The sequence below is a fragment of the Actinomadura alba genome (assembly GCF_014323705.1).
Taxonomy (GTDB): domain Bacteria; phylum Actinomycetota; class Actinomycetes; order Streptosporangiales; family Streptosporangiaceae; genus Actinomadura_C; species Actinomadura_C alba.
The window spans coordinates 18,463-37,599 of the sequence record NZ_JABVEC010000006.1 but is presented as its reverse complement, the minus strand read 5'-3'; the positions used below and the strand labels follow the sequence as shown (position 1 = coordinate 37,599).

The window sequence follows — 19,137 nt, the reverse complement described above, 5'->3', positions numbered from 1 at the left end:
TTCTGACCCTTGGTCACCCGGCCAGGGTTGATGGCTTCCCTCGCTTTGCTGCCCCGCGAACACTGCGACCCCTATGGACACGGCAGAGTGGCGGTTGCGATCAGCGGCAGAAGAGGATGTTCGTGAGGCGCTCATCGACGGGCGCACGCACTGCGGCGGGATCGGTTCCGTCGCCTGGCACCGGTCGCCGCCCAGCGTCTACCCGTCCTCGGCGGGCTTGTCTTCCGGATCAAGGTCGCTGAGGGTCCAGGTGCCGTCGGTAGACAGCCAGGCTTGCCGACCGGGTGCCAGGGTCGCGAACTGTGCGAGGTACGGGTGCTGGGCGTACACGTGGTGGAGATGCGCGATCGCGATGCTCTGCCCGGTGGTGTCGAGGCCGTCGAGGAACTGCCAGGCCCCGTCGTGGTCGCGTACCACACCGCGGATCGGTTGCTGCCCATCGATGATGCGGGTGGTGGTGTAGACCTGGGTCCTCACCGGGGAGTCCGGGAACGGCCACGGGGTGATGGACTCCAATTCGCGCCACAGGCTTGGAGCGTGCTGATCCGGGGGGAGCCACAGCTGTGGCTGGTTGGCCCGACAGTTGACGCCCGCGTGCTCGTCCCAGGGGAAGCGTCCGTCCTGGTCGGGCCAGACCACTTGGACGATCGGCAGTGGTGGGTGGTGGCGGTAGAAGCGCAGGGCGGTGCCGAAATAGAACGGATACCAGCCGGGATGCACCGGTTTGATGATCAGCGGATAGCCGCCAGGCAGGATGCCGTGGAGGGGTCGCTCGTCGGAGTGCAGCGGCTGACCGTCGCGGATCTGGTCGCCGATCTTGTTGATCCAGTTCTGCATGTCCGGGAGTAGCAGTCCGAACATCGCGACTTCCGGGCTGCCCAGACTGTGCCACATGCCGATGGTGTACGCCCAGGCCGGAACACCATCGTCAGAATGGACCGCGGTTGCGCTCCAACCGTGCCGGGCAACAAGGTCCGCGGTGTCGTCCCGGCAGCCGTGTTCGCACACCTGCCCGTCGTCGTGGTCATGGCCTGGATCGTCGCCGGTGCATAGGACGCAGTGACACTCACGGCGAGGGTCGAGTAGCGCAACCATCCCGGCAGCGTAGAGGCCGCCCGGCAGGACAGACGATCCGGGCAGCCGGGCAGGTGGCTTCCTCGGCAATCTTCGGTCCGCCAGAAGGCCCGAAACGCGAGCTACGTCGCCCGGCCGGCAGCCCGCCGCAAAGGACCGCGGCACCGAAGGCCCGCCAATAGCCGTTGACGACCGGACACAGCCGGACATCACAGCAACAGCGCCCGACCGCGCTTCGGCTGATCTACGTGGTTGCTGAGTTCAGGACGGCCCACCGCGTAGATCCTTCGAAGCCGATCAGGACTTGAAGTAGTGAGTGCGTGATGGCCCTCGGTGCCTGGACCCTCGGCGGGCCGACAGCACGCCCCCCGAGCCGCCCTGACCCGCGCCGAGGCCCTGATCCCCCAGATCCAGGCCGAGCTGTGGCCAGAGGCCACCCACGCCATCTCCGGTCAGTTCGCCAATGAGGTCAACGCCCGGATTCTGCGCTTCATTGAAGATCTCGACCAAGACCCCCGCACGGAGCCGAAGTGACGACCCCAGAATCAGCGGAAGCAACGGCTACATGACCAGCAGCAATTGCCGGCTACCACCTGCCGCATCGGCGCGACCCTCGCAAGACCTGGACATGGCCGACCACGTCGTCATCGACCAAGTGCAGCCGGATCGGTGGATTTGGGCTTAGTCACGGATTCACGTGGTAGGGCTTTCCATGACAAAGGGGACGCGACGGGGGTGAGGCGTGTCCGATGATGGCAATAGTGATCTTGGCTCCGATTGCGGTGCTCGCGCTGCTGATGGCCCGGGAACATCTGGAGGCGGCGTTGCTTGCCGACCGTGATGACGAGACGGGTGAGGTCGGCCCTGCGCGGCGGGGCCTTTCGGGCCGCCTTCCGCCGACCGCGGGCGGCGGCGTGGGGTATGGGTGGAGCGCGGACCGGGTAAGGGGGAGATCGGTTCGGAGGGCGAGAGGACTCCGGCGATGAAACGGGGTGAGAGGGTGGCCGTGCTACGGGATGCCTACGAGTTCGTTCGCCCGGCCAGGGGACGGCGAAGCCGGACAGAGAGACGCATGCCCGTGGGCATTCCGGGGATGGATCACCATGAACTGGCCCAGACGATCCGGCGGTTCCCCGGCCGCTATCACGGCAGGGTTCCCGATCGGACGCTGGCGAGGATCACCGCCGCCGCAGCCGCCGGACAATGGGAGAAGGCCGTCAACAAACTGATCACCGCCCTGTCGGCCTGCGCGGAACCGATCACGACCGACGAATACCAAGAACTTCGCACGATCCTGACCGCCCTGCACATGCCCGGCCACCGCGCCGCCGCCCTGAGGTTGCAGCGCGGCGAGACGGGTCGCCGCTCCCCGACGTCATCAGTTGGATGGGGTGGCCGGCGGGAGTCGGAGGATGAAGCGTGAGCCTCCGGTGGGGGCGGCTTCGGCGTGCAGGGTGCCGTTGTGGGCGTGGGCGATGTCGCGGGCGATGGCCAGGCCAAGACCGGCGCCTCCGGCGCCGCGGCTACGGGCGGTGTCCAGGCGGGTGAAGCGTTCGAAGATCCGTTCTCGGTCGGCTTCGGGGATCCCTTCCCCGTCGTCGGTGACGATGAGTTCGACGATGTCCTTGCCTTGGCACACCTCGACGCGGACTGCGCGGGCGGCGTGGCGCTGGGCGTTGTCGAGCAGGTTCTCCAGGACGCGGCTGATCTGGCCACGAACGGCGTTGACGGTCACGTCGGGCTGAAGGAGGAGCCGCACCGGGTGCGTGTCCGCCCTGCGGGAGATCTCTTCGCGGACCAACTCCGCCAGGTTCACTTCCTCGAGCGCCCTCGGGCCGCCGGCTCCCACGCGGGTGAGCAGGAGAAGGTCGGAGGTGATCTTTTCGAGGCGGTCGACGTCGTCGAGCGTCTTGTCGAGCAGCGTGTGCCATTCGGTGTCGTCGGGGTAGAGCTGTGCCTCCTCCAGTTGTGTGCGGAGCCCGGCGATGGGGGTGCGCAGTTCGTGGGAGGCGTCGGCGGCGAACTGCCGCTGCCGGTCGAGTGCCCGCTCCATCCGGGTCTTGGCGTTCTCGAGCCGTTCCAGTGTGCTGTTGACGGCGTGGGCAAGGCGGGCGACCTCGGCCTGGTCGGGTGGTTCGGGAACACGGCTGCTGAGGCTGTTGAGGTTGATCGCGGCCAGCTGTGCACCGATCTCCTCCATCGGCCGCAGCGCACGGCCGGTGATCTTCCAGGCGCTGTAGACGGTCAAGGTGATCAGCGCGGCGACCTGGACGGCGAACATCGTGTCGAAGATGCCGATGGACAACAGGCTGGGTTGGCGCACGCCGGCGTAGACGACGGGGGACTCCAGTGCGGGTGTGGCTCGTATCGCGGATATGCGGAGGCAGCCCGGTTGTGGGTTCGAGCAGGTCTGTAGGTCTTGCTGTGGATTTGCCGGAGTGGGCAATGTGAGGGACATCGGCGGAAGTCCCCGGGCGGCGGCCGATGCGGCGATGATCCGATGGTCTGGTGCCACGACCTGCACCAGATCCACATCGGGAACCTGCGGCACGATGGGGTTGGTCACCCGCCCACCGCGAACGGCCGCCGCGGTGGCCGCGGCTTGACGGCGCAGCTGCTGCCATGCGCTGTTGGTGAGCGTGTGACGGGCGATCGTACCCGCGACCAAGCCTGCCGGTACGAAGAACAGAATCGCCAACACCGCGACCAGCAGGGTGATCCGGCCCCGTAGGGAGCGCGGGCGTCGTAACAGACGCGGCCGGGCACACAACCGGGGACGCAACCGGGGGCTGAGCATGCTGTGCAAGCCCATAATCATTCCTTCGCCGGCCGATCGGCGGTTCTGGTGACGCCCCGGGCTCGTCACCCGTCGATCTCACAACCGGCGAATCCCTCGGGTCTTCGTCGGATGAACGCGGCGCCCCACGAACGTTCGGACATGCCAGGGTTATCTGTGCCGATCTGCCCTTCCAGAACACACCCTATTAACACTATTCACGCCTAATCACCGCAAAAATCCATGAGCATGTAAAAAACGGAGCAACGAAGGTCTGGTCCGTGTTGAGCCGAGATCGCGACTCGATCTGGCCATCCTGGGCAGCACCGTGTTGAGCGCCTTCGCCACCGCCGTCGCTACCGGCGGGCCTTCAACGGGTGCGCGGTCCCGCGCCGTGGAGGAGGGTGTCGACGATCTTGATTGCGAGGACGTCCGGGTCCGCATCTTCGGGGCTGTCGTGCAGCGCTTCCCCGATGAGTGCGTAGTAGACCCGACGCACCCAGTCGAGGTCGGCCTGTGAGTCGATCACGCCCTGGTCCTGTGCCCGGACGAGCAGCCCCATGCAGCGTCGCGCGATCTCTTCCTGGGTCGTCGTCGCCTCGCTGCCCTCGGTGGCCGGCAACCCGAGCGCGAACCCCCAGGCACTTTTGAACTGGAGCACGTTGGCCGTGATCCGGTGCAGGGCGACGAGCGGCGGTGCGGTATCCGGCCTGCCGTCCTCGATCGCCTGCGCGAGCCGCTCCACGGTCGAGGCCGCGAGCGCGTCGATCAGCGCCTGGCGACTGGCGAACCGCCGATGAACGGTCGTCCTGGCCACGTTCGAGGCTTCCGCGATCTGCTCCATGGACGCGGCCGGGTTCTCGGCCAGAACCCGTTCCGCGGCCTCCAGGATCGAACGCACGCTGCGCTCCGCATCTGCCCTCAACGGTCGTCCCATCGTCCGGTCATCCAACCTCCCGATCGAGATCCGCTTCAGCATACGACGAAGCAGCAGCTCATCCGATAACTGCATCACCACTGTTGCAATATTTTATCGAGATAGTACTGTCCTATCTCAGTTGTCGAGGCACTGGCCCCGGCCGTACGACAAGGAGAACATCAGCGTGAACGCCATCGCTCTCGTCACCGGCGCGTCCTCAGGCCTCGGCGCGGAATTCGCCACGCAGCTCGCCGCCCGCCGACACGACGTGATCCTCACCGCCAGATCCGGAGATCGGCTCGAGGCCCTCGCCGAACGCCTCCGGGGAGGCCATGGAATCCGCGCCCACGTTCTCGTCCAAGACCTCGCCGAGCCGGACGCCGCTCGCCGGATCGGGGACGAACTGACCGCCCGCGGCCTCACCGTCGACCTCTTGGTCAACAACGCCGGCTTCGGCACCTGCGGTCGCTTCGAGGAGATCGCCGGGGAGCGGGATCACGACCAGCTGATGGTCAACGTCGTCGCGCTCGTCGACCTCACCCACCAGCTACTACCAGGCATGCTGGAACGCGGGTCGGGCGCCGTGATCAACGTCGCCTCGACCGCGGCGTTTCAACCATCGCCCTACTTCACCGTCTACAGCGCATCCAAGACCTTCGTGCTGAACTTCAGCCTCGCCCTGCGCCAGGAGTACCGCCGCCGCGGCATCCGCGTCCTAGCCCTTTGCCCCGGGCCCGTCGAAACCAGGTTCTTCGACACCATCGGCACCCGCAGGGCCGCTGTGGGCGGGGACATGACCACACCTGAACCGGTGATCCGCGCTGCCCTGCGCGCACTCGATCGCGACCGTCCTTACGTCACCCCCGGCCTCGCCAACGCCCTCACCGCGCACCTGTCCCCCCGCCGGTCCCGGCGACTCGTCACAGCCATCGCCGAACGGGTCACCCGCAAAGTGCTCGACCCGAACCCGAAGCACGCCGCCCGCACCACTGGGCCGGCGTGAACCGACTGAACAATCCGATCTTCGGCCCACGCGGCCATCGCACTAGTCAATGCGGATCAACCGGACGGCATCGGCGACGATGGCACCGTCCGCGTCGTTGCTCAGCTTGATCGTCGTGGCCAGCCCCTCGGCCAGGCGGTAGGTGCCGAGCGACACCCACGAGCCGCCGCGGGGCTCCGGCCGCCCCGGAACCCGCTGGTCGACCCGTACGACGTCGACGCCACCGGCGTGGGTGATCGTGTACGGAGCGTTGCCGGCGCGGTTCTCGTGCGCTGTATAGGAGACCTGGATCTCGTACTCGCCATCGTGGGGGACGACCGGCCGCCACTGGACCGCTCGCTCGCCCGTGCCGGCGGGCGCCGAGCGGTAGTTTCCGCCGCGGTAGCCGGGCACCCCCGTCCCCGCCGACCAGGCACCACTGAGCACTTCGTAGCCGAGTTCGTCGTTGTCGATCAGCACCTCGTTGCGGACGTCGGCCTGTGAGCGCGCGTTGACAAGGCTCAGGGAGTCGAGCGAGACCAGCGTTCCGCCGCCCAGCCCCGGCCCGGACGCGGTGAACCGGACGGTGTGCCGCCCAGCGCGCAGCCCGACCGTGCCGAGCTGCGCGATGTCGTAGCCATCGGCCAGCGCGGACGTGGTGTCGACGACGGCCGTCCGTGGCCGGCGTCCGTCCAGTGTGACGGTGACCAGCCCACCGTCGGCCGTCCGGTAGTAACGCAAGAGCAGTTCGTACGACCCGGCGCGGGCGATGTCGAATTCGTACTCGACGTGGCCGCCGACCTCGTGCGGCGTGAACGTCACCCGGCCGCCCTCACGGGCGAGCGGATCGGCGGTGACCGCCACCGTTCCGCCCGACGGTGCGGCGTCGGCCGCGAGGTCGACGACGGACTCCCGGTATCCCGGCCCGCGGGACAGACCGTCGCGGCCGTCGGTGAGCCATTCCAGCGAGAACCGGCAGATGACGACCCGCCGCGGGAAGCTCGGAATGTCGCCGTCGCAGCCGTACAGGAGAAGGATCGTGCCGTCGGAGAGCCGGGCGAGTTCGGAGTAGTACGACCGGTTCTCGTTGATCACCCGGCTGTAGCGGAACGAGTGCGCCTCGTCGTAGCTGACCGAGACCGTCATGTTGGTCCGTACCGGAGAGTCCGGGCGGCTGAACAGGATGCGGTCGACCTCCGAGCTGCCCGGTCCTCCCGTGTAGCGCAGCAGGCCGGCGTCGACGGCGTTGAAGGTGCCGGTGGAGCCGTCCAGGCGGGGCTGCGACCAGGACGACCCACGGTCCCCACTGACGGCGACGATTCGCTGCCGGTTGCCTCCCGCCGCGGCGCGTCCGTTGACGATGACGGTTCCATCGGCCCGCTGTACGAGCCGAGCCTCGTTGATCGGGTAATCGACGGACACCGGCACCTCGTCGGTCGCCTTCCAGGTGGCGCCATGGTCGTCGCTGTAGATCGACGCCACCCCGTAGAAGCGCTGCGCGACGGTGTTGCCGACGATCACCCGGCGGTGTGCGCAGTTGAGCAGCAGCCGGCCGTTGTCCAGCTGGATGCCGTGGCCAGGGCCGGGACCGTGCAGCGCCCACTCGTACGGGAAGTGGTCGAACAGCCCGGGCATGCTCCGCGGCTCGCTCCACGTCCGGCCGCCGTCGGCACTGGAGATCATGTACAGGTCCCCGCTGTCACCGGAGCAGCTGGTGTTCTCCGGCAGCCGGATCGACAGCATGTAGAAGAGGAAGACCTCGCCGGTCCCCCGGTCGACGACGAACGCCGGGTTGCCCCACGACTGCCCGTCCACCGACGCCACGAGCGTCTCCGTCGCGGTCCAGGTGTCCCCGCCGTCCGTGCTGCGCCGCATCAGCAGGTCACGCGGCCCGGCGTCGCACACCTCGTACCGGCCCTCGGTGGCGGCAAGGATCGTGTCGTCGGGCAGAACGGCGAGACCGTGGACGTGGTAGTTCTCCAGCGGGTCCACCAGAGAGTCCCACAGCGTGGTCTCGTCGAAGAACGCGCCGCGGCGGGCCGGCGCGGGGGCCGCAGGGGCCGCGGCGGCCACGCCGGTCAAGCCAGTGCCTAGCGCCGCGGTCACCGAAGCGCCGGCGACGCCGAGGGTGAACGACCTCCGGCTGATCGGCGAGGGACCGGGGTGGTGCGGGCCGGGGTCGGGCGAGCCGGGGTGGGGCGGGTCGGTTCGTGGTGCCATGGTTCCCTCCAGGGGGTCGACGGCCGGCCATGACCGGACGGGCGGGTCAGGCGTGGAGGAGCTGGGCTTCATAAGGTCCGAGCAGCGCCGACAGGGCTCGCCGCTCGGACGGCGTACATGGGACGAACGGTGCCGCGACATGGGGCGGGCAGAGCCCGCGTTCGTCGAGCACGGCCTTGACCGCCGGGACTCCGGGGCGGACGTCGTGCAGTGCCAGCATCTGGTCGATGACCTTCTGCGCACGCTCGGCGTCGGCATCGCGCCCGGCCTGATGTGCGTCGACGAGCTCGACCGGGAGTCTCGGCGCGAGATTGGCCATGCCGGGCACGACACCGTCGGCGCCGAGCCGGAGTCCCGCCAGCAACTGCCGCTCGGCCCCCTGGCTCACACCGAAGTCCGGACGGCGCCGGGCGGCCTCGATGACGTGACCGAGCAGCGCAAGGTCATTGGAGCTGTCCTTCATCCCCACGACGTGCGGCATCGCGGCGATCTCGTCGATCAGCGGCGGACTCAGCGGGTTGCTGTACCGGGGCACGTTGTACGCGACCACCGGCACGCCCACCTCGGCCAGCGCGGCGTAGTGGGCGACGATCTCGTCGTCGCGGTGGCGGTAGTAGATGGGCGGGCTGAGCACGACGGCGTCCGGCTCGGCCGGCAACACCGCCTCCGCCCGGTGGAGAGCCTCGCCGGTGCCGGCACCGGTGATGGTGGCGAGCACCGGGCGGCCGCCGGTGAGCTCGCGCCACTGCTCGGCCACACCGGTGGCGAAGCCCGTCAACGACGACGCCGGCAGCAGCGGTCCCTCGCCGTTGCTGCCGAACAACATCAGGCTGTGCACGCCGGCGCCGGCCAGCGCGCGCAGCAGGCCGGCCGCGTGGTCGGCGGAGGGCACCCCGGGCCGGGTCATCGGAGTGACGAGCGGGACCATGACGCCCCGCAAGAGGCTGCGCCCATCGACGGTCGTGGCCATCAGTACCCCTTGATCTCCGGCCAGGCCAGCTCGACCCCGTCGCCGGCCAACTCGTCCTGGAAGTGACGCAACCTGGCGGTATCGGCATGCACCTGTCCGGGCTCGAGCCCCTTGTCGAGGCAGTGGGCCGCCAGTGCCCCGGCGACCTCCCCGACGTTCCACTCCACGGGATGCAGCCGGTAGCAGCCGTTGGTGATGTGCGTGGTGCCGATGTTCTTGGCCGCCGGCAGCAGGTTGCGCAGCCGTACCGGAATGAGCGCACCGAGCGGGATCTGGAACGGGCAACTGGCGACGTCGATGTAGGTGTCACCGCCGGTGGACGGATGCAGGTCGATGCGGTACATGCCGACGCCGACGGAATCCGGATAGCCGACGGCGCCCCGCTCGCCGCGCACGGCGAAGGAGAGGTCCTGCTCGACGACCCGCCGGCGAGCCACGATGCGGCGGGACTCGCGGATGTACGGCGCCTTGGCCAGCCCGTCGGAGGTCCCCATGACGTCGCCGCGCAACCGGAGGCCCGGCCAGCCGGTCCCGCCGTCCGGGCGCGGCGCCTCCGTCTGGAGCCAGTACAGCATGCTGAGGCTCAGCTCACGGGCGCCGGCGAGGTGCTTGTCCCGCTCCTCGTCGCTCACCCCGATGAGCGGCCCGGGCAGGTAGTCGATCATCGGCCAGTTCACGACCGTCACATCGCTGTCGGCGAACCCCGGTCGGAGCACCTTCTGGGAGAGCACCCGGCGGAAGACCCACAGCTCCTTGTCGCCCGGGTCCTTGCTCTGGTCGGCGACGATCGGGGCGGCTTCGGCATTCGGAGCGGCTTCGGCATTCGGCAGGAAGCTGCGCTCGACGGTCTCCAGCGTACGGGGATCCGGAGCGCTGAGGCTGAGCAGGCGGTTCGGCCAGCGCGGCGGCCGGTGGCTCGCCCAGGCGGAGTAGCCGGCCGGACGGTCGATGGTGTGGTCCTCGCCGGCCCGGTGATCCAGGGCGAACACCCACGAGAAGGCCTGCATGTTCCCCGGTTGCGCCTCGTCCGGCGCGCTCGGCTCGCCGGTCTCGTGGCGCGACTCGAAGCCCGTGACGTACTCGGCCCCGGCGAGCGGAAGCACGTCCCCCAGCTCCGTCGCGTCCAGGACGTACCGCGCGCTCACCTCGAGCCGACGGCCGTCGGGCGCCTCGACGACCACGCTGCGTACCCGGTCCCCGTCGACGACGGCGGCGACCGGCCGGTGGCCGTACAAGATGCGCAGCCTCCCGGCCGAGACGTACGGCGACACCATGGCGGACAGGACCGCGGCGGCGACCCGCGGCTCGTGACACAGTCGGCTGACCCGTCCCTCGCCCGGGTTGAGATCCGCACGAGCGCGCGCCTCGTCGGTCAGCGGATACCACGTCCGGTAGTAGCTCCGGATGGCCTCGCGCAGTTCACGGTAGCTGCGAGTGCATCCGAACTGCTCGATCCACGGGTGCTCGTCCGGTGGTACGCCCTGGCTGGTGAGCTGGCCGCCGATCCAGTCGGTCTCCTCGGTGAGCAGCACCGATCTGCCTCTGCGAAGCGCGGCGAGCGCGGCCGCGACGCCGCCGAGCCCTCCGCCGACGACGAGGATGTCGGTGGATGTTGCCGCCTCACTGCTCACGCGCTGGTTCCCTTTCGTCGGTGGTCTCTCGCAGGTCCGATCTCGAAGCGCCGGGGTCGGCCGTCCAGGGCCAGCCGCACCGGTTCGCCGTCCCCCGGCGGGGCGACGAGCAGCTCGCCGGCGCCGGTGGCCAGCCCGGTGACCTGGGCCGGCGTACGGACGTACTCGCTCACCGTGACGCCGGGCGTCGCATCCAGCAGCACCCGCCCGTCCAGCACGACGGTGAGCCGGTCGGCGGCGCAGACGTCGAGGCGGCCGTCGCCGAGCGGAAGATTGCGCAGCTCGGCGGGCTCCCCGGGATGGGCGAAGCGCCAGCCGCCGGGCCGGGCGTCGGCCAGCTCGGTGAACGCGAGATAGGCCAGCAGGCCACCCCAGGCCATCAGTCCGTCCGAGCGCGCCCGGAGGTCGCGAAGGTCCTCGCCGCCGCCGGCCGGATAGTTCTCCCGGACGTGACTGTGCTGTTGCCACTCGGCCAGGAACAGCCGCAGCAACGCGTCGACGACGGGACGGGTCAGCCCGGTCAATTCGTACCGGCGCAGTCCCTCGACGGCGAGGTAGGCCATGGGGGCCCAGATCCGTCCGCGCCAGTACGTCGCGGCGAACGCAGGGTCGTCGCGGGCGACGCTGACCAACGGGCGATCTCCGCCGAGCACCTCCGGCCGCAACAGGTCGGCGGCCACGGCCGCGGCCCGGGTGGCGTCAGGGATGCCGGCGAGCAGCGGGTAGAGCATGGTCGGTGAAACGTGCGGGTCGTGCCGGCCGTCGGCGCTCAGGTTCCGGTAGCCGCCACGTTCCTCGTCCCAGAGCAGCTTCCCGGCGGCCCCGCGCGCTTCGGTCGCCTCGTCGCGCAGCCGGGTGGCCGTGTCCGCCTCGCCCAGCCGGTCGGCGATCGCGGCGAGCGCCTCGGCGTCGGCGATGTGCAGCGCGTTCAGCCCGACGTCCGCGAGATCCATCGTGTGGCCGGCCGGGTCGAACGTCGCCGTGTCGTACATCGGCGAGTCGTCGAGGCCCGACTCGCGCTTCGCCCGGTCCAGGGTCGCCGATCCGGCGTCGCCTTCGATGGGGTCCGACCCCCAGGCGAGCAGCCCGTACGGGCCGCGGCGGGCGCGCGGCCACCAGTCGTGCCAGGCCAGCAGGGCCGGAAAGCCGCCGGTGAGCAGTGCTCGATCACGGGTGGCGTCGGACAGGCCACCGGCCAGATACGCCCTGTGCACGGTCAGCGCCCCGACCGGGGGTTGCGACCGATCGTCGGTACGGCCCCGGTCGTCGCTCACCCGGTTCGGGATCATGCCCGCTTCGTCGATGTACGGAAGGATCTGCCGGAAGATGCCACGTGCGTAGTCACGGTCGACGACGGAAGCGGCGAGGCCCGTGAAGAACGTGTCCCAGGCGTGGAGGGCCCAGTTGCCGTAAAAGCCGCGCCGTGCCGCCGAGACGAAGTCGCGGGAGGTCGGGGTGAGCACCCGGCCGAGGCCCGGGTCGTAGATCGTGTTCCAGGTGACGGCACGGGTCAGCGCGTCGGCGGCATCGCCGAGCCGGCCGGCGGAGCGCAACCTCGTCCGCTCCGCGTCGACGCGCCGGGCCGCCAGTACGGCATCGAGGTCGCGCACCGAGCCGGGCACGTCGTCCGGCGCCACGCGGAGATCCACGGTTCCGGCCTCGAACGCCAGCATCAGACCATCCGCCCACGTGACGTGCCGTGCGGCGGCCGACGCCTCGACGCTCCACGTGAGGTTGCCGAAGCGGACGCCGGCCCGAGAGGTGGGCTCGTCGGCTCCGGGGATGCCATCGAGCGGCCGGGGCCGCTCGGACGACCAGCCGTCGACGGCCACCACGACGGTGCCGGACGCCTCGGTGCCGGACGCGGTACTGGACGCGGTGCCTGACGCCTCGGCGCGGGCGTTCAGGACCTCGCCCGGTCCCCCGGCCATGACGAGATGCAGCAGGATGCCGCCCGCCTCCACCGTCACCTCGGCGTACCCGCCGTCCACGCTGTGGTGCCCGAGCCGGACCAGGCCGTCGCGCCAGGTGAATTCGTCGATGGCCGGGCCGTGCGGGGTAAGGAGGCCGAACCGCACCCGCAGGCCGGACGGCAGGTGGACCATGCCGGTATGGGTCCGGACGTCCCAGGTGTTCCAGCCGGTCGGCGCCGGTGTGGCGCTCACGTTCTCCCCGCTCACGTGCCCACCCCGCCGAGGTCGAGAGCCGCGTCGAGCAGGGCCTGGGTGTACTCGTGCCGTGGCGCGCTGAGCACGTCCTCGGTCGCCCCTTCCTCGACGATGACGCCCCGGCGCATCACCGCCACCCGATCGGCGATCTGGTGTACGACTCCGAGGTCGTGGGAGATGAACAGCATCGCGAGGCGGTGGGTGCGGCGCAGGTCGGCGAGCAACCGCAGGATCTGGGCCTGGACGGAGACGTCCAGCGCGGAGACCGCCTCGTCGCACACCAGCAGCCGTGGCCGGACGGCGAGCGCCCTGGCGATGCTGACCCGCTGGCACTGACCGCCGGACAGCTCACCGGCTCGCCGCGACGCCACCTCGGCGTCGAGCCCGACGTCGGACAGCAGCCGGTGCAATGCCGTCGTCCGGTCGCCGGACGGTGCGGTGACCGGATGGGTGCGCCAGGCCTCACCGACCACCGACGCGACGGTCATCCGCGGGTTCAGTGACGAACGCGGGTCCTGGAAGACCATCTGCACGGCTCGTCGCAGCTCCGGCGGCCGGCGGCCGGCCCGGTCGAGCGGCCGTCCGCCGAAGCCGACCGAACCGGAGTCCGGCCGGGTCAGCCCCGCGACGCAGCGGGCCACCGTCGTCTTACCGGACCCCGACTCCCCGACCAGCCCGAGCGTCTGCTCCGCGGTGATCGTCAGGCTCACCCCGTCGACCGCCACGAAGGCGCCCGTGCGCCGCCGCCCCCGTCCGCCGAAGCTGACACGCAGGTCGCTCACCTCGAGCAGCGCGCTCACGGCAGCACCTCTTCGGCGAAATGACAGGCACTCCAGCGGTCTGGTCCGACCTCCCGGATCGCCGGCACCTCGAGCCGGCACCGCTCACGCGCGAGGGGGCAGCGCGGGTGGAACGGGCATCCGGCGGGCCGGTTGGCCGGGGTGGCCGGCGCGCCCGGAAGTGGATGAGCGAGAGCCGTACGGGTCCGTACCGCGGGAACGCTCCGCACCAGGGCGCGGGTGTACGGGTGCGCCGGCCGATCCAGCACCTGCCGCGCCGGGCCACGCTCCGCCACCCGGCCCGCGTACATCACCACGACCTGCCCGGCCACGTGCGCGACGACCCGGAGGTCGTGGCTGACCAGCAGCATCGCGAGCCCGTCTCGCTCCTGAATGGAGCGCAGCAGGCGAAGGATGCGGGCCTGGACGGTGACGTCCAGCGCCGTCGTCGGCTCGTCGGCAAGCAACAGCGACGGGCGTCCCGCCAAGGCGAGCGCGATCATCGCCCGCTGCCGCATCCCGCCGGAGAACTGATGCGGGTACTCCCGGGCCCGGCGCACCGGATCAGGTACGCCGGCCCGGTCGAGCAACTCGACGACCCGGCGGCCGGCCTCGCCCCGAGGCACTCCGTCACGCCGCAGGATCTCGCCGACCTGCCGCCCGATGCGCTGGGTCGGGTTGAGGGCGGCGAGCGGATCCTGGAAGATCATCGAGATCTCGTGGCCACGGACTCGCCGGCGCCGGGTCGGACCCGCGTGGAGCAGGTCCTCCCCGCGCCACACGACCTGGCCACCGGTGGCCGCGCCGCCCGGGAGCAGCCCGATGATCGCCAGGGCGGTCATCGTCTTGCCGCTCCCCGACTCGCCGATCAGCCCGACCGTCGTCCCGGCGGGCACGTCGAACGACACACCGTCCACCACCCGGAGGTCGCTCTTCCCGCCGGGAAGGTCGACGACCAGGTCGGCGACCTGGAGGAGTGCGCCGGCCGGGTTCTCGGGCATCCTGTCCACCTCCGCGCCGCGTGGGAACGCCATCCGTGCTCGGATCACGAGCCGGTGATCTTCACGGTCGAGAAGTCCGGCAACCCGCTCGGGTCGGGCGTGAAACCCTCGAGGGCGCCGTTCCAGGCGTAGGCGATGCCGACGGCCATGGGGAACATGCCGACGGCGTCGCGCCAGATGATCTCGCTTGCCCGGCCGTAGAGCTTCACCCGCTCGGCCTCGTCGGTGCTGGAACCGGCGGCGGCCAGCAGGCCGTCCAGCTTCGAGTCGCAGTACCCGTTGCGCTTCGCCGCGCAGGTGTAGAGGCGGCCGAGGTTGCTCGCCGCGTCGAACGTCGGCGTCGCGAGCTGCTGGAAGTTGACGTCCCATTTGAGCGCCAGCAGGTCCTCGGTGAACACCGCCTGCTCCTTCTCCAGCGCGTCGACCTTGACACCGATCTCCGCCAGGTCGGACGCCACCGCCTGGATGAAGGGCCGGAACTCGGCGTTGGCGAACTGCAGCCGCAGCTTCTTGGAGAAGTCGAATCCCGCGGCCTTGAGCGCCGCCTGCGCCGCCTTGGGGTCATGCCCCACCGGGCTCTGTGCGGCGTGGCCGAGTACCACGGGCGCCACCGGTGCGTCCGCCAGGGTGCCGGTCTTCGGGTAGAGCTGCTTGATGATCGTCTCGAAGTCGACCGCCTGCCAGAGCGCCCGCCGCACCTTCGCGTCGGCCAATTCCCTGGTGGAGGAGTTGAACCACATGGTGAAGACCGCGGTGCTGGGAACGGTCTTCACGGTCAGGCGCTTCTCACCCTGCAGGGCCGGAAGCTGATCGTCGGGGATACCCCAGACGACGTCCACTTCACCGGTGCGCAGCGCGGTCAGCCGGGCGGAGAGCTCCGGGATGTTCCGGATGGTGACCTGGCCGAGCTCAGCCCGCTTGCCCCAGTACTTCTTGTTGGGCACCAGCACGAGTGCCTCCCCGGGCGTGTACCGCTCTACGGTGAACGGACCGGAGCCGACCGGCTTGTCGAAGAACTTCGTGTCGTCCGGCTTGACGTCCGCTGGGATCACGTAGAACAGGCCGAGCTTGCCCGGGATCGCCGCGTCCGGGGCCGGCGCCTTGATCACTACCTCGGTGCCCGACGTCGCGGTCATCGTGTAGTCGGGGAAGTTACCGGCGTTCGGGCCGTCGAGCGCCATCATCCGCTTGAAGGAGGCGACGACGTCGTTCGCGGTGACCGGCTTGCCGTCGCTGAAGGTCGCGTCCTCGCGGAGGGTGAGCGTCCACTCCGACGCGTCGTCGTTCGCCCGCCACGACTTGGCGAGATCACCGGTGAGCGATCCATCCGGTTTCGGCCGGACCAGCCGGCTGAAGATCGCCTGCCCGGCGAACTGCGTCCCGGTGGATGCGCCTTGCGCGCCGTGCGGGTCGAGGCTCTCGATGGCGTACGTGCCCGCCGCCGTCAGCCGGTTCGCCGCGCCTTTCGGGTCGTTGCCGCCCGTGACCGTCGAACACCCGGCGAGGACTGTGGCGGTGGCGACGGCAGCGGACAGCATCGCCAGCGGCATGCCTCCGCGCACACGGAACTTGGTCATAGGGGGTCTCCTGTCTTGGTGCGACGGTCGTCGAGACGGCCGCGCCCGTACCGGGCGGTCAGCTGGTCACCGAGAATCCCGATGTTGATGATCAGTACGGACAAAGTGAGTCCCGGCAGAGTGGAGATCCACCACGCCGACTCGAGGTAGCCCTTGCCGTTGGCGATGGTCTGCCCCCACGACACCGCGGACGAAGGCAACCCGATGCCGAGGAAGCTCAGCCCCGCCTCCGCCAGAACGACCAGGGCGAACTCGAGGGTGGCCAGCGCGATGACCGGACCGGCCGTGAACGGCAGCACGTGGCGTCCGAGGATCGAGCGACCGCGCACCCCCATCACGCGGGCCGCGTCGACCCAGGCGCGTTCCCGCAGGGAGAGCGCGACGCCTCGGGTCACGCGTGCGAAGGAGATCCACGCTGTCGCCGAGAGAGCGACGACCACGACCAGGACACTTCGCTCGAAGGCGCCCGCGATCACGATCGCCAGCAGGATCGCCGGGAATGCGAGCAGCACGTCGAAGACGCGGGCCAGTACGGCGTCGAGCCACCCCCGCGCGTATCCCGCGACCGCGCCCAGACCGACGCCGACGAGACACGACAGGCCCACCGTCGCCGCCCCGATGACCACGGAGGTGCGTGCGCCGTACACGATCTGGGCCAGGATGTCGCGCCCCAGCCCGTCGGTCCCCAGCCACGCGGTGTCGCCCGTAGAGGTCATGGAGCCGGGAGAGAGCAGGCGGTCACCGAGGGGCGTGTGCACCGGGTCGTAGGTGATGAGCAGCGGCCCGAAGACGGCGACGAACAGGTACAGTCCGACGATCGCGAAGGGCACCCGGGCGAGCATGCGCCGCCGATCCTGGCGTGGTGCGGCGATCACCGCCGGAGCCGGGATGCCGGTCATGACCCACCGTCCATGCGAATGCGCGGGTCCAGTCGGGTGTAGAGCAGGTCGGCGACCAGGTTGAGCACCATCACCACGCCGGCGATCAGCAGCGTCGCCGCCTGGACGACCGCGTAGTCACGGTTGGCGACCGCATCGACGATCAAGGAGCCCAGGCCGGGCCAGGCGAAGACGTTCTCGACGATCACCGCGCCGCCCATCAGGGCCCCCATCTGCAGGCCCACGATCGTGACCACCGGGATCAGCGAGTTGCGCAACGCGTGCCCGAGGAGCACCTGGGTTTCGGTGAGGCCCTTGGACCGGGCCGTGGTCACATAGGGCTCCCGCATCGCCTCCACCACGCTGCTGCGGGTCAGCCGGGCGACGATCGCGGTGAACGGGAGCGACAGTGTGACCGCGGGGAGAACCATGTGGGCCGGTGTGCCCACGCCCGCGCTCGGCAGCAGGCGCAGACCGAGGGCGAAGAGCAGGATCAGCATGATCCCCACCCAGAACGTCGGGAACGACTGCAGCGCGACCGTCGTCGCGGAGACCACCCTGTCGACGATCCCGTCGGGTCGCCCGCCGGCGACGAGCCCCAGGGTCAGCCCCACGATCACCGCGAGCGCCGTGGCCGCCAGGGTCAGTTCGAGCGTGGCGGGCAACCGCTCGAACACGGCCCCCATGGCCGGACGCGCGAGCCGGTGCGACTCGCCGAAGTCCAGCCGTACGACATCGCCGAGATATCCGACGTACTGGACCAGGAGCGGGCGGTCGAGGCCCAGCGACGCGTTCAGCCGCGCGACCTGCTCGCGACTCGCGTCCGGCCCGAGCAGCACGCTCGCCGGGTCACCGGGTGCCGCGCGGACGATCACGAAGATCAGAGACGCCGCACCCCACATCACGAAAACGCCGATGAGCAGCCGGCGCATGATCATCCGTGTCATGGCTCCCGCCTTCTCCGGCTTGCCTGATCGGGCCGGCTTGCCTGATCTGGCTGGGCGCCGCCGCTCGGGACGGGGCCGATCGAGTCCCCGGGCACAAAGCTGCAGGGAATCGAGAGCTGCCGCGGTGCCGGGGACACCTCACCCAGCAGATCGATCAGCATCCGTACCGCTTCGCGCGCCATCTGGGTCCGCGGCAGGGAGAAGCGGGTCCAGTCACGCAGGTCCGACGTCCACGAGGGCGGGTCACCGAGCAGCGCGACCGAGCAGTCGTCGGGGAATCGGACCCGTGCGGTGTCGTCCATCACGGCGAGGGCCTGTACCAGCCGGTCGTCCTCGGTGGGCTCGATCAGGACGGCCGTGACGCCAAGGCTGCCGATCCAGTGCTGCAGTCGCTCGACCGAGAGACCGGCGGGGTCGGCCAGGCCTTGGACGAGCGACTCGTCGAACGGGATACCTGCCTCGTCCAGGCCGCGACGATAGCCCTCCTCGCGATCCCGCGTGGGCTCGGTGTCCTCCATGGCCCGCAGGTACAGGATCCGTTCGTGGCCGAGCCGGCTCAGCTCGGCGACCATCGCGCTGGTCGCGGTGACGTAGTCGACGGCGACATAGGACAGCTCACCCTCGTCGACCTCGCGCCGGCCGATGAAGACGAACGGAAAGTCCTCGCGCATGAGCGCGGCCAGCTCCTCGCGCCGTACGTTGCGACCGAGCAGGACGCAGCCGTCGGCGAGCTTGAGCCGGTTCGCCCCGCTGGCGTAGATGGACCGATCGGCGGACGCGTTCACCGAGCTGAACAGCAACAGGTCGTAGCCCTGCCTGGCCGTCTCCTCCTCGACCGCGAGCAGGAACGGGTAGTAGAAGTCGCGCTGGTCGGTCGGGAACACCGGCTCGAACGTGTAGAGCCCGAGTAGCCGATTCCGGCCGCCCTTGAGGCTGCGCGCGGCGACGTTGACCGAGTAGCCGAGCTCGGCCGCCGCTGCCAGGACGGCCTGCCTGGTCGACTCCGCGATCTGGTCGCTCACCGCGCCGCCGCTGATGACCAGCGACACCGTCGCCTGCGAGACGCCCGCACGCCGCGCGATGTCCACCTGGGTGGCTTTTCGGCGCGACTGGGGAGGGGGCATCGGTCCTCCTCTAATACGTATTAGATCTGGTTCGCTGAAAGTTACGCTCGTGTTTCGCCAGGGTCAAGAGGTGTCACTGCGCCGGATATCC

General features: G+C 70.0%; 15 protein-coding genes and 1 pseudogene. 3 read left to right on the top strand and 13 right to left on the bottom strand.

Annotated features, from left to right (window positions below):
• Positions 1 to 198: 198 nt before the first annotated feature.
• Positions 199 to 909: pseudogene (locus HKK74_RS10145) on the bottom strand (DUF4262 domain-containing protein); the annotation flags it as partial.
• Positions 910 to 1,407: 498 nt separating this feature from the next.
• On the opposite strand from HKK74_RS10145, the gene HKK74_RS10140 reads away from it, so the two are divergent.
• A complete protein-coding gene (locus HKK74_RS10140) occupies positions 1,408 to 1,608 on the top strand; it encodes a hypothetical protein (RefSeq protein WP_187242880.1) in 201 nt (66 codons plus the stop codon).
• 538 nt (positions 1,609 to 2,146) lie between these two features.
• On the top strand, positions 2,147 to 2,497 hold the full coding sequence (locus HKK74_RS10135) for a hypothetical protein (protein ID WP_187242879.1): 351 nt from the start codon (positions 2,147 to 2,149) through the stop codon (positions 2,495 to 2,497).
• Here HKK74_RS10135 and HKK74_RS10130 read toward each other — a convergent pair.
• Together HKK74_RS10130 and HKK74_RS10125 are read right to left on the bottom strand one after the other, a co-directional pair.
• On the bottom strand, positions 2,453 to 3,886 hold the full coding sequence (locus HKK74_RS10130; RefSeq protein WP_187242878.1) for a sensor histidine kinase: 1,434 nt from the start codon (positions 3,884 to 3,886) through the stop codon (positions 2,453 to 2,455). The two genes, HKK74_RS10135 and HKK74_RS10130, sit on opposite strands and share 45 nt — an antisense overlap.
• Positions 3,887 to 4,220: 334 nt before the next feature.
• Positions 4,221 to 4,862, bottom strand: coding sequence for a TetR/AcrR family transcriptional regulator (locus HKK74_RS10125; protein WP_312881414.1), 642 nt, complete (start codon positions 4,860 to 4,862; stop codon positions 4,221 to 4,223).
• Positions 4,863 to 4,953: 91 nt separating this feature from the next.
• On the opposite strand from HKK74_RS10125, the gene HKK74_RS10120 reads away from it, so the two are divergent.
• Positions 4,954 to 5,772 carry an SDR family NAD(P)-dependent oxidoreductase gene (locus HKK74_RS10120; RefSeq protein WP_187242877.1) on the top strand — a complete coding sequence of 273 codons (819 nt, stop codon included), beginning with the start codon at positions 4,954 to 4,956 and terminating at the stop codon, positions 5,770 to 5,772.
• A gap of 42 nt (positions 5,773 to 5,814) precedes the next feature.
• Here HKK74_RS10120 and HKK74_RS10115 read toward each other — a convergent pair whose 3' ends face one another.
• Genes HKK74_RS10115 through HKK74_RS10070 form a run of 10 tightly spaced genes read right to left on the bottom strand, consistent with a single transcriptional unit; the run spans position 5,815 to position 19,046 of the window.
• Positions 5,815 to 7,971 (bottom strand): golvesin C-terminal-like domain-containing protein, encoded by a 2,157-nt coding sequence (locus HKK74_RS10115; RefSeq protein WP_187242876.1) that lies wholly within the window; start codon positions 7,969 to 7,971, stop codon positions 5,815 to 5,817.
• 46 nt (positions 7,972 to 8,017) lie between these two features.
• Positions 8,018 to 8,941, bottom strand: a complete 924-nt coding sequence (locus tag HKK74_RS10110; protein WP_187242875.1) for a dihydrodipicolinate synthase family protein — start codon at positions 8,939 to 8,941, stop codon at positions 8,018 to 8,020.
• Complete coding sequence (locus tag HKK74_RS10105) at positions 8,941 to 10,572, bottom strand: FAD-dependent oxidoreductase (RefSeq protein WP_187242874.1); 1,632 nt, start codon at positions 10,570 to 10,572, stop codon at positions 8,941 to 8,943. The genes HKK74_RS10110 and HKK74_RS10105 overlap by 1 nt, the downstream gene beginning before the upstream one ends.
• The gene (locus HKK74_RS41340; RefSeq protein ID WP_187242873.1) at positions 10,569 to 12,752 is read right to left on the bottom strand and encodes an MGH1-like glycoside hydrolase domain-containing protein; all 2,184 of its coding nucleotides are present in this window, start codon (positions 12,750 to 12,752) and stop codon (positions 10,569 to 10,571) included. The genes HKK74_RS10105 and HKK74_RS41340 overlap by 4 nt, the downstream gene beginning before the upstream one ends.
• Positions 12,749 to 13,540: an ATP-binding cassette domain-containing protein gene (locus tag HKK74_RS10095; RefSeq protein WP_222722115.1), complete on the bottom strand. Its 792-nt coding sequence runs from the start codon at positions 13,538 to 13,540 to the stop codon at positions 12,749 to 12,751. The genes HKK74_RS41340 and HKK74_RS10095 overlap by 4 nt, the downstream gene beginning before the upstream one ends.
• Positions 13,537 to 14,520, bottom strand: a complete 984-nt coding sequence (locus HKK74_RS10090; protein WP_187242872.1) for an ABC transporter ATP-binding protein — start codon at positions 14,518 to 14,520, stop codon at positions 13,537 to 13,539. The genes HKK74_RS10095 and HKK74_RS10090 overlap by 4 nt, the downstream gene beginning before the upstream one ends.
• A gap of 44 nt (positions 14,521 to 14,564) precedes the next feature.
• Complete coding sequence (locus tag HKK74_RS10085; RefSeq protein WP_187242871.1) at positions 14,565 to 16,097, bottom strand: ABC transporter substrate-binding protein; 1,533 nt, start codon at positions 16,095 to 16,097, stop codon at positions 14,565 to 14,567.
• The gene (locus HKK74_RS10080) at positions 16,094 to 16,996 is read right to left on the bottom strand and encodes an ABC transporter permease (RefSeq protein ID WP_187242870.1); all 903 of its coding nucleotides are present in this window, start codon (positions 16,994 to 16,996) and stop codon (positions 16,094 to 16,096) included. Before HKK74_RS10080 ends, HKK74_RS10085 begins: the two co-directional genes overlap by 4 nt.
• A complete protein-coding gene (locus HKK74_RS10075; protein WP_187242869.1) occupies positions 16,993 to 17,922 on the bottom strand; it encodes an ABC transporter permease in 930 nt (309 codons plus the stop codon). The genes HKK74_RS10080 and HKK74_RS10075 overlap by 4 nt, the downstream gene beginning before the upstream one ends.
• Positions 17,919 to 19,046 carry a LacI family DNA-binding transcriptional regulator gene (locus HKK74_RS10070; protein WP_187242868.1) on the bottom strand — a complete coding sequence of 376 codons (1,128 nt, stop codon included), beginning with the start codon at positions 19,044 to 19,046 and terminating at the stop codon, positions 17,919 to 17,921. Before HKK74_RS10070 ends, HKK74_RS10075 begins: the two co-directional genes overlap by 4 nt.
• Positions 19,047 to 19,137 lie beyond the last annotated feature (91 nt).